The sequence below is a fragment of the Streptomyces sp. WMMB 322 genome (assembly GCF_900090145.1).
In the GTDB taxonomy this organism is placed as follows: domain Bacteria; phylum Actinomycetota; class Actinomycetes; order Streptomycetales; family Streptomycetaceae; genus Streptomyces.
Genome location: NZ_FMHI01000014.1, coordinates 65,294 through 80,902 on the forward strand (window position 1 = coordinate 65,294; position 15,609 = coordinate 80,902).

Here is a 15,609-nt window from a genome sequence, read left to right on the forward strand (position 1 = left end):
TCACTCACCCTTATCCGACGACGTGTCTTTGTTGCGGTCCGTGGTGGAGCTCTCGTCCGCTGTGCCCGACAGTCCGCTCTGCAGGTCTGCCATCCACAGTCCCGGCGCCGGTTCGTCCGGTGCGGGCTGTGCGGGAGGCTGCGGTCTTCCGGAGCTCCGGCCGGCGACGCCCCCCGGGGACGCGTTCGCGTTCGGGGTGCGGCGGCGGCGCTGCGGCAGCCCGTTGGCGTTGCGCTCGACCACTGGCGGTGTCTCGTCCTGCACTTCGTCTTCCTGCCGTGCGGGGCCGGTTTCCGGAAGCCAGGGGTCGTGACGCGGCGGCATCCGGTGCCCGGCGGCAGGCGCTTCCGCCGCCGGTGCCGAGGGCGCGCCGGAGAACGGCGTGCCCGCGGACGGCGTGCGGGGCGCTTCCTCCCCCGCGGACCGCGGCGAGGACGGGATCCCCGCGCCGCGCGACGCGACGGATGCCGGCGCCCCGCCGGACGAGGGCGCGTCGAACGAGGCCGCGCCGTGCCCCGCGGCCGGGGCTCCGGCGGCCGGAGCGGCGGCCGCGGGGGCTTCCCGGCGGGTGGCTTCCTGGCGGGGGGTCTCCTGGCCGGGGCCGGCGCCGATGCCGTGGGCACGTCCCGTTGCGGGCGCCGTGGTGACCAGCTTCTTCGGTACGACGAGGACGGCACGCACGCCGCCGTACGCGGAGGGCGGCAGCGAGACCTGGAAGTCGTAGGCCTGGGCGAGCCGGCCGACCACGGCGAGGCCGAGGCGCGGCGACTCCCCGAGGTCGTTGAGGTCGATGCCCGCCTGGGCCTCCTTGAGCCTCAACTCGGCACGCTTACGGGCCTCTTCACTCAGACCCACACCGCCGTCCTCGATCTCGATTGCGATGCCGGCGTGCACTTCGCCCGCGGTCAGATGGACGCGTGCCTTCGGCGGCGAGTAGCGGGTGGCGTTGTCGAGAAGCTCCGCGAGCGCGTGGATGAGCGGTTCCACCGCCGGGCCGACGATCGCGACGTCCGCGACGGAGTGCAGCTCGACGCGCTGGTAGTCCAGCACGCGCGACATCGCGCCGCGCAGCACGCTGTAGACCGGGACGGCCTTGCTCCACTGCCTGCCCGGGCGGGCGCCGCCGAGCACGGCGATGCTGTCGGCGAGACGGCCGATGAGGGCGGTGCCGTGGTCGAGCCTCAGCAGGTCGGCGAAGAAGTCCGGCTGCTGGCCGTGCCGGTCCTCCATGCCCCGCAGGTCGGTCGCCTGCCTGTGGACGATGGCCTGCACACGGCGTGCGATGTTGACGACGCCCCGCTGTGCCGAGTCACGCAGGGTCTCCTCCGCCTGCACGGCCTCGACGACGGAGCGCAGCAACTCCTGGTGTGCGGCCTGGAATTCGCTGCTCAGTCCCTCGGCGCGGGGCATGGACTGCAGCACGTCCTCGGCGAACTCGCCCTCCTGGAGGCGCTCCACCGCCTCGGGCAGCCACTCCTTGGCCAACTGCACCGTCACGCGCTCCTGTTGGTGGAGGCGGGACTGCAGCACCGAAAGCTGCGCGGCGTGTTCGGCCCGGAGCGAGGCCAGTGCGCGTCCGCGGCGTGCGACTTCGGCCGCCACGACGGCGACGGCCAGCGTCGCGACGAGTCCGCACACGGCGACCGCGATACGGGCACCTTCCGGCACGAGGGGGACTGCGATGCCTGTGGCCGCCGCCGTCAGCACGGCGGGCAGCAGCCAGACGAGTACCGGGCCGGACCCTTGGTCTCCGGGTGACGATCCAGCACGAACCATCAGGATCCTCAAATCAATCGAAAAGCTGGTGAGCTGGCGGTGCGCGGCTGCAGTGGCAGGCACGAGGGGGCACCAGGACCGCACATCCGGTCTCAATTCGGCGGCAGGGCAAGGGGGTTGGTCCGGTCCACTGAGCCTCGCGCAGCATAGCCGGAACCGATCACTTGTGACGCAGCGTCTTCGAGTGCATGCCCTTTGCGGCTCATTTCAGTGTCGAAACTGAGCAGGTCAGGACAGTAGGCTCCCGAGCCTCACAAATGCGATCAAGACAGACAGGTGCCTGCGGCATCCAAAAGCGGAATGCGACGGCGGGGTCGAGTTGGCCAGAAAGAGCCAACTCGCCGGAACTGACCGGGAGAAGCCCTATTGGGCTCCGGTCCGTGGTGCGAGCCTCCGCTTCCGGAGCGCGGCCGATCGGGATCCAGCAGAACTAACCCGCGAGTAGCGAAGGATATGTGAAGGTCTCGTGTAAAAGGCGTGTGCTCGTCCGTGACTGACTCAGAGTCACCGCGTCGCCGGAGCCGCGGTCGCCCACAAGCGCCGAACGCCGCTTGTGTAAGTTTTGCGGTGGTGCACCGGAAACCGGCCGGCCGACAGGCCCGGCGAGGTAACCGGACGGGGGCCCCGGCCAACGGGGCGCAGCTTGTTCGTGTCGTGCTTTGCGCGGATCCCGAGGCCCGGAGTCCCGGGTCGTCAGTCGCACCGGTGCTTCGCTCGGTCTGCGGAGCACCGCGTCCGGCCGGCACGGACTCGGCACGGGCACGGGCTCAAGCACCGGCACGGGCACGGACTCAAGTACCGGTACCGGTACCGGCATCCGCCGGGCAGCACCGACGGACGGCATGCGAACAGGGGGAACGGCGTGAGCCAGAGCGTAAGAAGGGCCGCCAGGGCGGTCTCGGAGAACCCCGAGCTGCGTGAAGCAGCCGAGGGCGAGCTACGGCGCCGGGGCGGCACCGTGGTGCGGCAGCGTTCGGAGGACGGACGCGGCGACGGCGGTCCGGACGGACCGCGCGGTGACGACGGGCTCGACCCCGCCGACTTTCCCGCCGCCCGCGAACAGGGCGGCGGCATCGACACGGTGATGACGCAGCGGACCGTGTCCATGGACGAGGCGCGGGAGGTGCTCAACCGCAGCGAACAGCGCCGCGAGGAGGGCCGGAAGGTCCACGCCATCTGTCCGATGGCACTGCCCCGCGGGCGCTCCTTCATGAGCATGCTGCCCGTACTGCTGCTGCTGGTGCTGGGAGCGGTGGGCAGCGCCTTCGCCGCGGCTGCCGGCAGCTCGCTCCTCACCCATCCCGTCTTCGGCGTCCATTACTGGGTGCTGTCGCTGCTCGCCGTCGGCTTCGTGTGGTGGCGGCAGGGCATGGTCATGGTGCCGGACGGCTGCCAGGCGCTGATCACGCGCTTCGGGAAGCTGGAGGACGTGGTCGGTCCCGGCAGGGTCGTCCTGCTGAACCCGTGGAAGCGGGTGTCGTACATCATCAACACCACGCGCGAATACCCGTTCAACGCACCGGTGCGGGAGGCCCCCACCAAGGGCGGCGTGAAGGCGTCCATCGACCTGTTCATCCAGTTCCGCATCAGCGACCCGGTGGAGTTCGTCTACACGCTCGGTGCCGTGCGGGGATTCGAGGAGAAGCTCAGCAACGCGGTCAGCGAGACCATCCGCAGCCTCATCTACGAAAAGGAGGCCGCCGGGATCTACGACATGGTCGGCGAGGACACCGGGCGCCTCCTGGAGCAGCTCAACCAGCAGTTCCGTCCCGCGGTCGAGCTGACCAACGCCAACATCACCCACGCCGAGCCGGCCGACCGCGAGTACCGGATGGACCTGGCGTCGCCGGAGATGGTGCGCGTCGCGAAGGACGCCTACACCCACGAGTACGCACTGCACCTCCGCAAGGAACAGGACGAGGGCGACCTGACGAAGGAGCTGGCCTCCCGCCAGGAGACCCTCTCGGCGATCATGGCGGACATCGCGCAGTACCAGGCCCAGATGGACACCGCGGTGGAGCGCGAGACCAACCGCGCCCAGGCCACGGCCCGTCAGCGCTACGTGCAGGCCGAGTCCGAGGCCAAGGCCAACGCGGCACTGCTGGAGGCGCAGGCCCTGGACATCCGCGCCGTCACCGCCGCCGAGGCCCCGGAGATCCTCCAGTACCGCTACCAGCAGAAGGTCCTCGACACGCTCGAGGAGGTCGCGGACCACCTTCCGCGGCTGCTGCGCATCGGCGGCGGCACGGACTCCGACGGCGGCGTAGGCGTCGACTTCCTCGCGCTCGCAAAGGAGTTGGTGGGCGAGCGGAGCACGGAGCTGTTCTCCGAGGACGACATGGCGGCGGTGCGCGCCCGCCTCGAAGAGGTCTCCGAGCGCATCCGTTCGCGCGAGCAGGAGATCGAGGCTCTGCTGGAGGCGGAGCGTCCGACCGTTCCGGCGGCCGCCGAGCCGGTGGACCCGTCCGCGCCGGCGGCCGGGGCTGCACCCGGAGCGCCCCACGAGGGCGGTTCCGGCAGCGCGACCGGAGAGGCACCCGCCGAGACCGCATCCGAGGAGGCCGCAGAATGAGCGCCACACGAAACCGCCGGTCGGTCATCTCCGAAGAGGTCGCCCCCTGGAGCGAGATCCGTCAACTGCTGCGCGGCGGCGAGACGGACAAGCTGATCCCCGTCATCATTCCCCGGCACACCCGCAGGCTGTGGTGGCTGCTGCTGATCTGGCTGGGCGTCTTCGCCCTGCTGACCGGCGTGATGTTCTCGCTCGGCGCGTCGGGAGACGGCGGGGCGGGCGACATGGCCTACGGGGCGCTCGCCGCCGTGAGCTGGTTCGCCGGAGCCTTCTTCGTACTGGCGGGCATGCTGTGGTGGTGGCGGTCCTCCATCGCGGAGATCGAGCAGGGCACCGCGGGCGTCCTGACCCGCTACGGAGCGGTCACCCGCACCCTCGAACCGGGACGGCACTACCTCTGGCACCCCTGGTCACGCGTCGACTTCGTGGTCGACACCGCCACCGAAATCCCGTACTCGGCCCCGGTGATGGCCTGCCCGACCCGGGAGAACGTGCCGCTGCGCTCGATCGAGTTCTTCCTGAAGTTCCGCATCAGCGACGCCGTCCTGTTCGTACGGACCATCGGCGCGGGCAACTTCGACCTGGTGCTCTCCCAGGCCGTGCAGGACGCCATCCGCCAGCGCGCCCGCCTGGTGCAGACGGAACGCGCCTACGACCTGCGCGGCTCCGACGTCGCCGACATGCAGGAACTGCTCAACCGCCAGCTGTCCCGCTACGGGGTGCGCATCACCGGCTCCAACATTCCCGACGTGCAGCTGCCCGCCCAGTACCAGCAGCACCTGGCCACGCGGGAGCGCGTCGCCAAGGAACGCACCGCGTACGAACAGGAATGGGGCCTGACGCGCAAGCGCCGCATCGACAGCCTCCAGATGGACATCGAGCGGGCGAAGAAGGTGCGCGACGCACGCATCGTGGAGGTGAAGGCCGCCCTCAACAAGGCACGTGAGGACGTGGCGCAGCTCCTGGAGGAGCAGGAGACGAACGCGCAGAAGGTGCGCTTCGAGATCGAGACACGCGGCCGCAGCGGCCTCATCTCCGCGGAGAACGAGGCCCGCGCGCAGCGCCGCCTGGCTCAGGCCTACCGTGACAACCGCGCGGTGCTCCAGTACGAACTGGCCCGCAGGCGGCTGGAGGTGGGCGCGATCCTCGCCGGCCGCGCACCGCAGCCGGTGGTCGTGCGCACCGACGGCGACAGCGGAGACACCTCCGCGCTCTCGACGCTGCTCACGGCGCAACTGCTGCCGAAGCTCAACGGCGGACTGCAGCCGCTGGAAGGGGTCCGCCGGGCGGACCGCGAGGGCTGAGGCGGGCCGCTGCCGCCGCTCGTCGCGGCAGTGACCGACATGGCACCACGGGGCCCGCGCCACCGCCTCCCGGGCGGGGTGCGGGTCCCGCGTCGTGCCGTGTGTCAGTGGACTTCGCGGCGCCCACGCTCCCGCCGGGGTCGCCGGGGCCGCCGCCGGGGTTGCCGGGGGGCACGGGTGTTCGTACCGTCGTGGGATGGTGCGAGTTGCCGCCGGCTCGGCCGGCTCGGCCGGTTCACGCAAGGCCGTGGGCGTGCTCGCGGCCCTGCTCCTCGCGGCCGTCGCGGCGTGCTCAGGAGGGCCCGCCGAGGAGGGCCCGCGGGAGAGCAGCCCCGGCGCCGGTGCCGAACGCGACGCCGGCGGCCCGCAGAAGGGCCCCTACAAGGTGCGAACCCAGACGGTCTCGCCCGGCGACACGGGCGGCGACTTCGGCAGCGGAACCGTTTACTACCCGGACGACGACAGCCGACGGTACGGAGTGATCGCGGCGTCCCCGGGGCTCGGCGCGGACGAGTCCATGGTCACCCCCTACGGCGAACTGCTCGCGTCGCACGGGTTCGTGGTCATCACCTTCAACACGAAGACGACGGAGGACTCGCCCCCGCAGCGGGGCCGCCAACTGCTGGACGCCCTCGACCACGCGACCAGGCGCAGCGCCGCCGCCGACCGCGCCGACCCGGAACGACTCGGCGTGCTGGGCCACTCCATGGGCGGCGGCGGGGCCCTGTACGCGGCCGAGCGCAACCCGAAGGTCAAGGCGGCCGTGCCGCTGACCCCGTACGCCGAGCGGGGCGAGTGGCGGCGCGTCAAGGCGCCGACCCTCGTCATAGGCGGCAGCGACGACGAGGTCGCCCCCACGTCGGAGCACGCGGAAGTCTTCTACGAGGGCCTGAGCGGCGCGCGGGAGAAGGCATATCTGGAGCTGGACGGCGACCACTTCGCCGCCACCCCGCCCGACGGGCTGGTCGCCCGTCAAGTGGTCGCCTGGTTCAGGTACTTCGTCGCGGGCGACACCGACTCGGCCGGTCGTCTCTGCCCGCCGCCCCGCACGGCGGGGGTCACGGACTCCCGTGACACCTGCCCCCTCGGCTGACGGGGACGCAGGGTACGAAGGGTACGCAGCGCCCGAAGTACGCCTCGAATGCGCCCGGTTGGGGACATCGGTCGTTTTGGGTGGCCGGTCACACGACCCGCGCATCACCGGCCTCCGAATGGCAGACTGCCGCCGCACGGCGGTGAGTTAGCATCGCGTGACGGTCGACACAGCAAGGGGGCGTGGGGACATGGCAGACGTTGACGACGGTGCCGACGAGTCCCGGGGCGACCCTCTGATCGTCGGGCGCGACGTCCCGCCACTCGCCGGCGACGTCCCGCACTCGGCGCGCATGTGGGACTTCTGGCTGGGCGGCAAGGACCACTACGCCGTCGACCGCCGGGCGGGCGAGACCGCCCGCGAGGCGTACCCGGGCATCGTGGACATCGCCCGCACCAGCCGCGCGTTGCTGGGCCGCGTGGTGCACCACCTCGTCGACGAGGCAGGCATCCGTCAGTTCCTCGACGTCGGCACCGGGCTGCCGACCGCCGACAACACCCACCAGATCGCTCAGCGGGCCGCGCCCGAGAGCCGCATCGTGTACGTGGACAACGACCCGCTCGTGCTCACCCACGCCCGCACGCTGCTGACCGGGACACCGGAGGGCGCGACCGACTACCTCCACGCCGACATGCACGACCCCGGGACGATTCTGGAGGGGGCCGCCCGCACCCTCGACCTTTCCCGCCCAGTGGGGCTGATCATGTTCGGCATCGTCGGACATGTCGCCGAGCATGCCGAGGCCCTGTCGATCGTGCGCAGCCTGATGGGAGGACTGTCCTCCGGCAGCCACCTGGCGATCTACACCGGCACCGACGGCGACCCCGCCCTGGTGGAGGCCGAGCGCCTCGTCGGCGAGCACGGCGGCACCCCCTACCGGCTCTCGAACCGTGCCCAGGTGGAGGAGCTCTTCTCGGGCCTGGAGCTCGTCGACCCCGGTGTGGTGCCGGGCACGCGATGGCGCCCGGCGGGCACCGTCACCGACTCCCCCGCGGACATCGCCTCCCTCTGCGGCCTCGCACGCAAGCCGTGAGTGGCACTGCCACTGCCATTGCCACTGCCGACTCAGGACTGACGACTCAAGGCTGACAACTCAGGACTGGGAACCGGCGACCGGCGAGACCGGCGACAGATGACTCCTGACGCCGGAAGACGTCCAGGCTGAACACTGCCCCCGGCTGACACGGCAGCGGCAGGTCTCCGCCACAGAAGCGGGCAGAGGCACCCCCTCCCGCCCTTGGTTGCGCGCGGATAGGGTCCGGCCGTGGCGGTCGACTTCAACTCCCAATACCACGCACTGCTGTTGAAGCAGGTACCGGTCGGTGCCCGGAGGGCCCTCGACGTCGGATGCGGGACGGGGCGGTTCGCGCGTCTGCTCGCCGAACGCGGACTGGACGTCGAGGGGATCGACGGCAACGCGGAGGTCATCGAGGCGGCGCGCGCGGCGGGCGGCGGCCCCCACTACCGCAACGCCGACATACGCGAGCATCAACTGCCCGACGCCCGCTACGACTTCATCTCCTGCATCGCCAGTCTCCACCACATGCCGTTCGAGACGGTGCTGACGCTGCGGAAGGCCCTCGCCCCCGAAGGCGTCCTGGCGGTGGTGGGGCTCTACCCGGCCAGGACCCCGGCCGACTTCGTCTGCGCACTCCCCGCACTGACGCTTCTCAAGGCGGACCGGCTGCTGAGCAGGCGACGCGCCGCCCCGTCCGTGCAGGTCCCCGTCGTCTGGCCGCCGCCGCTGACGTACGCGGAGACCCGCGCCGAAGCCGCCCGCCTGCTGCCGGGCTCGACCCTGCGCCGTCTGCTCCTGTGGCGGTATCTGCTGCTGTACCGGGCCTGAGACGCGCGCCGACGGGTGACATCCCGGCTTCCGCCGTGGCTCGGCCCCGGGGTGCCGGTCCCCGGGTCCCGGAGCGCTTAGGTTCTGTGGACAGGCAGTGGACAGTGAAATGTGACGGGACGTTGCCGGTGTGAGGGGCGGGGACACCGCGGCGCGGCTCGTGCCTTCGGAAGGACCTCCATGAGATTCCCCGCTTTCCCCAGACCCTGCACGATCGGCGCCGTACTGCTGCTCTGCGCGTCCCTCGCCGTCGAGGGTTCCGCTGCGGCAGCGGCCGGCCCCGGCGGTGGTGCACCTCTCACCGTCGAAGAGCGCCGGGTGTTCCGGCCCGTGCCTCAGGAGATCCTGCGGCGCAGCGGATTCGAGACCGTGGCACCCCGCTTCGAGCGGGCCCTGGACGGCGTACGCACGTACCGCCAGGCCACTCGGCTCGTCAGCGGCTCCGGTACGGATCTCTGGCAGCGCGCCGTGGACCGGGCGCAGGGACGCGGGCCGAAGGGCGGGGACCTGAGCCGCAGCGACGACCGCCCCCTGTACTGGGCGCGGCTCGCAATGAGCAGCGTACTGAGGGAGTGGCGTCCGGCCTTCGAGCTGTCCGAGGAGCGCCGCGGGGCCCTGCTCGCCCGGCTGGAGCGGGCCTCGCGGGGGCAGGACTCCATCGACCTGCCCCCGGGCCGGCGCATCAAGCGGGTCGTGGTGACGGGCTTCGACCCGTTCCAGCTCGACGCGGACATCCGCCGGAGCAACCCGTCGGGCACCTCCGCGCTCTCCCTCGACGGCAGAACGATCCGCACCGCCTCCGGACCTGCCCGCGTCGAGACGGCCGTCTTCCCCGTCCGCTGGGCGGACTTCACCCACGGGACGCTCGAGCGGACGCTGCTGCCGCATCTCAGGAAGGGGCCGCGCCGTGCCGATGTGGTCGTCGACGTCAGCGAGGGGCAGGGGGGCCGGTTCGACGTGGACCGCTACAACGGCGCCTGGCGCGGCGGCGCTTTGGACAACGACAACGTCTCGCGGACGGGAGTGGTGCCGATCCCGCGTTGGTCGCCCACGGTGCGGCCGCAGCCGCAGTGGACGACGACGACCCTGCCGTACCGGGACATCGTCGCTGCCCGGACGGGAGACTTCCCCGTCCGCGACAACACCGCCGTCACCGAGATCCCCGCGGGCGCGTCGGAGCCGGTCCAGCGCCCGGACGGGCCGACTCCCGGTTCCACGGCCCGCGCGGGCGGCGCGGGCAACTTCCTGGCCAACGAGATCGCCTACCGCACCACCCTGCTGCGCGACGGCCTGCGGCTCGGCATTCCCGCCGGGAACGTGCACACGCCGCTGCTGAGTTTCGGCCCGGACGACACCGACCCGGCCACCGGCCGCATCACCGATCCCTTCCTCGTCCGCGAACGTCTGGCGATCACGCGCCAGACGCGCGCCATCATCGAAGTCGCCGCCGGTTCTGCCACGTCGCATCCCTAGACGCCACCGGCGCTGCCCGCCCCGGCGCGGGTGCCGTTCCCGGGGGCGACTCGTCCGGCCGGGTGCCGGCCTCGAAGGCGCCGGCACCCGGCAGGCCGCGGCCCGTTGGGCTGCGAACGGCGGGCTTCAGGACTCGGCCGCCTCCAGGAACCGTTCGAGTTCGGCACGGGTGTCGGGCCCGCACGGCTGGAAGACGATCTCCGTGACGCCCTTCTCCGCGAACTCGTCCAGCCGCCGCCGGATCTGGTCACGTGTGCCGCTGACCGTCACGTCGCGCAGCATCTGGTGACCGCCGGCCTTCCACGCGGCCTCGTCGGCCTGGTTGAGCTCCACGCAGTGACCCTCGTGGACCGCGAGGTGCTGCTGCCCCTCGGGCGCCCGCTCCACGACGTCCATCCACTCCGCCCCGCCGGGCAGCTCACGCACCGCGGAGGGGCCGCCGAACTCGTAGGCCCCGTGGTAGGCCAGGGCCCAGCCCGGTCCTCCGGCCAGGCGGGCGTGCTCGGAGTCGTCGGCCTCGTCCTCGTCGAGCACCGTCCCCCACACCAGGTACGGCACCCACGAGTACTCCTTCATGAACTCCGGCAACTGGAGCGTGACGTAGAGCCCGTCGCCGATCTCCTTGGTCACCCCGTGTCCCTTGGGCCCCAGGGCGCTTACGAGAACGGGCACGTCGACCGGGCGGGCGGGAGCGTGCCCGTCGGGGTGGAGCATCTGCATCCGCGCCCCTTCCCACTCGACGACCTCGCCCCGGAGCAGGGCCTTGTAGGTGCGGATGTAGGAGTCCATGTACGACCAGGTGATCGCGCGGTACCCCATGGCGCGGCGGCCGGTGAACCCGGTGCCGAAGGCCACCGCGACGCGTCCGGGGGCCAGTTCGGCGAGGGTGGCGGTCGCGGCGGCATTGACCATCGGGTGACGCAGACTGGGAATCAGCACACCCGGACCGAGGCCGATCCGCTCGGTCCGCTCGGCGGCCAGGGCGAGGGTCATCCACACGTCCGGGCTCTGCTGGGGCGTGTCGTAGACCCACGCTCGCGCGTATCCCAGTCGTTCGGCCAGAGCTATGTTGTCCGGCGAGTCCAGGGCGGTCGGGAAGGCACAGGACACCTCCATGGCCCCTCCGTTTCAGGTGTCGTCTCGGATGGATCGGGCGGGTGGCCGCAGCGCCGGCGGCGTGCGGCCGGGCGGGCGGCGTGCGGCCGGGCGGGGGCGGACTCGGGGAAGACGGCGTGGTGCTGCCGGGCGGGGTGCGGGGCTCAGGGCAGACCGGCGTGCGGCACCTCGACGCGCACCGCGAGCAGTTGGGCCTCGCGCACCGGACGGCGCTCGTGCTCCGGGAAGGACGGCGCGGCGCACAGGTACAGGGTGCGGCCGTCGTCACCGCCGAGCATGCAGGCGAAGACGCCGGTGCCGGCGGGGATCTCGTCCAGGATCTCGCCGCCCTCCGCGACCCGCATGACGCGCTGGTGCAGTGCGTCGGCGACCCAGATCGCTCCGTCCGCATCCGCGCAGATCCCGTCCGGGCCGACCTGGAGCAGTTCCACGGCCTCCCCGACGTCCTCGGTTCCGGGGGGCTCACCGAACTGGGCCCATACGCGACGGTTGCTCAACTCGCCGTCCTCGCCGATGTCGAAGGCGGTCAGCCGCGCGGCGAAGGTCTCCGCGACGACGAGCACTCCGCCGGGCAGGATCACCATGCCGTTGGGGAAGCCGAGGTCGTCGGCGGCGGTGGTCACCGTTCCGTCCGTGTCGACCCGGGTGATCGTGGTGTGGCGAAGCGGCTCTCCGCCCATGAGGTCGAACCCGAAGTTGCCCACGTAGGCGCGTCCTTGTTCGTCCACGACCATGTCGTTGAGCATCCCGGAGACGGCGCCGGAGAGGTCGGCGTGCTCGCTCAGCGCTCCCGCCGCGTCCCGCACGAGGACACGGTGGTCACGCATCGACACGATGAGCGCCCGTCCGTCGGGCAGGAATCCGAGCCCGGACGGCTGGTTGGGCACCTCCGCCACGACCTCGGCGCCGCCCCGGCTGTCGGCCGCCACGACCTTGTTGGTGTAGAAGTCCGAGACCCACAACCGGCCGTCGTGCCAACGCGGGCACTCCAGGTAGGAGTATCCGTCCAGTACGACCCTCAACTCCCGGGCCGTCGGCTGTCCTTCCTCCATCGTGACCTCGTTCCGTGCGTCGTCGTCGGCCGTTCGGAAGGCCTTGCTCACAGGCGCTCCGTGGAGCGACCAGGTCCGGTCCCGCGATGCGAGAGCTGCACCCAGGCAACCGTCGAACGCGGTGACTAAGCGCATAGTCATTCCGGCTGCGCCCGGCGTCAAGGGGTGGGAAGCGGGTATCGAGGGCCGCACGGCGGACGGGTCCACGAAGCCCGCACGGCGGACGGGTCCACGGCGAACTGGAAGACGGCGGACGGGCGGAGGGTGCCGCGCAGCCCGCAACCCGCGCCGACGCCCCGTCCGGGAGACCGGCCTTCCCCACGGACGCCTGAACGCGTGGTCAGCCCCCGTGGTACACAGTTCGAGGCCCTCGTGACGCGGCGAGCCTCACCGGGCAGCATTCGCAGGCGAGGCGGCATCTGCATCGGCATCCGCATCCGCACACGAGACGGCAACCGCACGCGAACCGGAACCGAGTCGGCAGCGCAGCCGGGACCCGGACCGGAAGCGCAGGAAGGGGCGAGTCGGCATGGCCAAACGTCAGGCCCGCTTCACACCACAGGAGATGGAGGACGACCCGCGCCTTCTGGACCAGTCACCGGACCTGTGGAGCGAGGAGTTCGGCGAGGTGGCGCGAGGACTGCTCGCCTCCGCGGTGCGCTGTTTCGCCGCCAACGGCTTTCACGCCACGACCACACGGGACATATCGGCCGGGGTCGGGCTCAGTCCGGCCGCGCTCTACGTGCACTTCCCGTCCAAGGAACTCGTGCTCCACGAGATCATGCGGATCGGTCACGAGCGCGCGCTCGCCCACATACAGGTGCCCGAAGTGGAGGCCGCCGGCAGTGCGGAGGACCGGCTGCGTCTGCTGATGAAGCGTTACACCGCCTGGCACGCACGTCACCACGTGGCTGCCAGGGTCTGCCAGTACGAACTCAACGCACTGACCCCGGACCACTACGACGAGATCCGGGAACTGCGTCGCCGCACCAACGAGGTCTTCCGCACCACCGTCGCCCGCGGCGTCGCCGACGGGACCTTCACGCAGGTCGACGTCAACAGGGTTGTGCGCGGCATGCTTTCGCTCGGCATCGACCTGGTCCGCTGGTACCGGCTGGACGGTGCCGACTCCCCCGACGAACTGGGGGAGTTCTACGCAGGTCTCGCGCTGAGGATGGTGACGGAGACAGCGCCGGGCCGGGAGCCCGGATCGGAGTCACCGACTGCGTCCGGATCGGAGTCACCGACTGCGTCCGGACGGGAGCCCGCCCGTTCCCGCAAGGCCGCCTCCCCCAAGGCCTCCTCCCGCAACGGCCGGAAGGAGAGCAGCCCCTCCGTCCGGGGCTCCGACGCGTCCTGACGGCGCGGGCAGCACCGTCCGGCTCGCCGGTGCGGCCCGGCCACGGCCGCCGGCCGGGCGAGCGGACGCAAGCCTCCGCGCCCACCCCCGGTCAGGACAGCACCCTGCGGCGGAAGTTCCGCAGCCCCAGCGCGAGGAAGAGCACGCAGGCCACCACCAGCACCGGATAGACGACGTACAGCGGCATGTGCGACAGGTCGGTGAAGCCGGCCCGCATCCCCTCGCAGATGTAGATCAGCGGATTGACCAGGACCAGCGCCTGAAGCCAGTGGAAACCGCCCACCTGCACGGACCCGAGCTTGGTCCACTGGTAGTACGTGCCGCCGAGGAACACCAGCGGCAGGACGATGAACCCGAACATCAGGCCGATGTTGCGGGGTTCGAAGGCCGTGCCCAGCACCAGCCCCAGAGAGGTCATGGCGATGCACGCCAGCGGGATCAGCGTGAGCACGATCCACCACTTGATCCGCAGGTCCGGGTTCACCCCCGGCGCGTGCACGACCGCCGCGATCGGCAGCACGATGACCGCCGAGATCAGGCCCTGCACCGCCCCGGACAGCACCCGCGACACGGCGACGAGCCAGATCGGGCACGGAGCCTGCACCCGGTCCTCGATCTCCCTCGTGTACCCGAACTCCTGGGACATCTGGATGGCGACCGACTGGATCCCCTGGAACATGATCGCGACGGCGACCACCCCCGGCACCAGCACGGTCGCGAACGCCGACTGCCCGGCCCCGCCGGAGCCCGCCCCGATGCCCTGCCCGATGCTCGGGAAGACGTAGAGGAAGACGAAGACGAGCAGGAACGGCTGCATCACCGTCCGTCCGACGAACTCGCCGAAATTCTTCCGCAGCACCGTCACGTCCCGCAGTACCAGGGCGGCAAGCGCCGACCGGCTCGCCGCCGCCGCGGAACGCCGCGGACGCACGCTGATCGGTGCGCCGGCCGGACCGGTCCGCGGACGGGGTGCGTGGGACGAAGCGGTCACTCCCGCAGCTCCTTACCGGTGAGGTTGATGAAGACGGTCTCCAGCGTGCTTTCGGTCAGCGAGAGATCGACCAGGGAGAACCCCCCGGACTCGGCGCTGGTCATCACCCTGGGCAGCAGCCGGTCCGCGCCCTTGACCTGGAGTTCGACTCCGCCGTCGACAGCGCGGGTACGGACCACTCCCTCGATGTCCGCGTTCAGCCGCTCCGCGAGCGCCTCCGGATCGCCGTCGGTGACGACCCGTACGACGGTGTCCGCCCCGAGGCTCCGCTTGAGCGCTTCCGGGGTGTCCAGGGCGAGGATGCGGCCGTGGTCGATGATCGCCACGCGGTCGCAGAGACGGTCCGCCTCGTCCATGTTGTGCGTGGTGATGAGGATGGTCTGGCCTTCCGCGATGAGGCGCTCCAGGACCTCCCAAAGGGCTCGCCGGCCCTGCGGGTCCAGCCCCGCGGTCGGCTCGTCGAGGAAGAGGACCGCCGGACGGTGAAAGATCGCACGGGCCACGAGCAGCCGCTGCGCCATCCCGCCGGAGAGTTCGTAAGGCGACGCCTTGCCCCAGCGCGACAGGGAGAACCGGTCGAGGAGCTCGTCCGCGGTGCGTCGCGCCTCGCGTCGCGGAACGCCGAACAGGAGCCCGTGGAAGTACAGGTTCTCCCGGACCGTCAGCGCGCGGTCCAGGGTGTTCTGCTGCGTCACGACGGCGATGACCTGCTTGGCCAGCGTCGGATGCCTGATCACGTCGATGTCCCCGACGTACGCGGAGCCCGACGTGGGCACCACACGGGCCGTCAGCATCCCGACGGTGGTGGTTTTTCCCGCGCCGTTCGGCCCGAGCAGCCCGAAGATCTCCCCCTGCTCCACCTGAAGGTCGACTCCGTCCACCGCCGCGAAGTCCGCCCTCGGATAGACCTTCCGCAGCCCGGCCGTCCGGATCACGGCCCCCGGTCCGCCGGGCGGCGCCGTCACCGGCGTACGGCCCGCGGACGGGAGCCGGACACACGCACAACGGTGCGGGCCGCCGCGGAGG

The 15,609-nt window shown here is 71.4% G+C and carries 12 protein-coding genes; 7 read left to right on the forward strand and 5 right to left on the reverse strand.

Annotated features, from left to right (window positions below; all coding sequences use genetic code 11):
* Positions 1-1,776, reverse strand: coding sequence for a sensor histidine kinase (locus H180DRAFT_RS20815; RefSeq protein WP_254666109.1), 1,776 nt, complete (start codon positions 1,774-1,776; stop codon positions 1-3).
* Positions 1,777-2,860: 1,084 nt separating this feature from the next.
* On the opposite strand from H180DRAFT_RS20815, the gene H180DRAFT_RS20820 reads away from it, so the two are divergent.
* The 6 genes from H180DRAFT_RS20820 (at position 2,861) to H180DRAFT_RS20845 (ending at position 10,064) form a co-directional block, all read left to right on the forward strand.
* Positions 2,861-4,348, forward strand: coding sequence for an SPFH domain-containing protein (locus tag H180DRAFT_RS20820; protein WP_254666119.1), 1,488 nt, complete (start codon positions 2,861-2,863; stop codon positions 4,346-4,348).
* Positions 4,345-5,652, forward strand: coding sequence for an SPFH domain-containing protein (locus H180DRAFT_RS20825; protein ID WP_055487633.1), 1,308 nt, complete (start codon positions 4,345-4,347; stop codon positions 5,650-5,652). The genes H180DRAFT_RS20820 and H180DRAFT_RS20825 overlap by 4 nt, the downstream gene beginning before the upstream one ends.
* A 196-nt stretch (positions 5,653-5,848) precedes the next feature.
* Positions 5,849-6,745, forward strand: coding sequence for an alpha/beta hydrolase family protein (locus H180DRAFT_RS20830; RefSeq protein WP_055487634.1), 897 nt, complete (start codon positions 5,849-5,851; stop codon positions 6,743-6,745).
* Positions 6,746-6,935: 190 nt separating this feature from the next.
* On the forward strand, positions 6,936-7,778 hold the full coding sequence (locus tag H180DRAFT_RS20835; RefSeq protein WP_079100275.1) for an SAM-dependent methyltransferase: 843 nt from the start codon (positions 6,936-6,938) through the stop codon (positions 7,776-7,778).
* Between the two features lie 231 nt (positions 7,779-8,009).
* Positions 8,010-8,591, forward strand: a complete 582-nt coding sequence (locus H180DRAFT_RS20840) for a class I SAM-dependent methyltransferase (RefSeq protein ID WP_055487635.1) — start codon at positions 8,010-8,012, stop codon at positions 8,589-8,591.
* A 180-nt stretch (positions 8,592-8,771) separates the two neighbouring features.
* Entirely contained in the window at positions 8,772-10,064 is a 1,293-nt protein-coding gene (locus tag H180DRAFT_RS20845; RefSeq protein WP_055487636.1) for a pyroglutamyl-peptidase I, read from the forward strand.
* Between the two features lie 126 nt (positions 10,065-10,190).
* On the opposite strand, the gene H180DRAFT_RS20850 is transcribed toward H180DRAFT_RS20845, so the two are convergent.
* Together H180DRAFT_RS20850 and H180DRAFT_RS20855 are read right to left on the reverse strand one after the other, a co-directional pair.
* Positions 10,191-11,180: an LLM class flavin-dependent oxidoreductase gene (locus H180DRAFT_RS20850; protein ID WP_055487637.1), complete on the reverse strand. Its 990-nt coding sequence runs from the start codon at positions 11,178-11,180 to the stop codon at positions 10,191-10,193.
* A 143-nt stretch (positions 11,181-11,323) separates the two neighbouring features.
* Positions 11,324-12,283 carry an SMP-30/gluconolactonase/LRE family protein gene (locus tag H180DRAFT_RS20855; protein WP_199822508.1) on the reverse strand — a complete coding sequence of 320 codons (960 nt, stop codon included), beginning with the start codon at positions 12,281-12,283 and terminating at the stop codon, positions 11,324-11,326.
* 478 nt (positions 12,284-12,761) lie between these two features.
* Between H180DRAFT_RS20855 and H180DRAFT_RS20860 the strand changes: the two genes are divergently transcribed.
* Positions 12,762-13,592, forward strand: coding sequence for a TetR/AcrR family transcriptional regulator (locus H180DRAFT_RS20860; RefSeq protein WP_074466905.1), 831 nt, complete (start codon positions 12,762-12,764; stop codon positions 13,590-13,592).
* A 91-nt stretch (positions 13,593-13,683) separates the two neighbouring features.
* Here the strand turns inward: H180DRAFT_RS20860 and H180DRAFT_RS20865 are convergent, their stop codons facing one another.
* Positions 13,684-14,583, reverse strand: coding sequence for an ABC transporter permease (locus tag H180DRAFT_RS20865; RefSeq protein WP_079100276.1), 900 nt, complete (start codon positions 14,581-14,583; stop codon positions 13,684-13,686).
* A complete protein-coding gene (locus H180DRAFT_RS20870) occupies positions 14,580-15,518 on the reverse strand; it encodes an ATP-binding cassette domain-containing protein (RefSeq protein ID WP_254666110.1) in 939 nt (312 codons plus the stop codon). The genes H180DRAFT_RS20865 and H180DRAFT_RS20870 overlap by 4 nt, the downstream gene beginning before the upstream one ends.
* Positions 15,519-15,609: the final 91 nt, after the last annotated feature.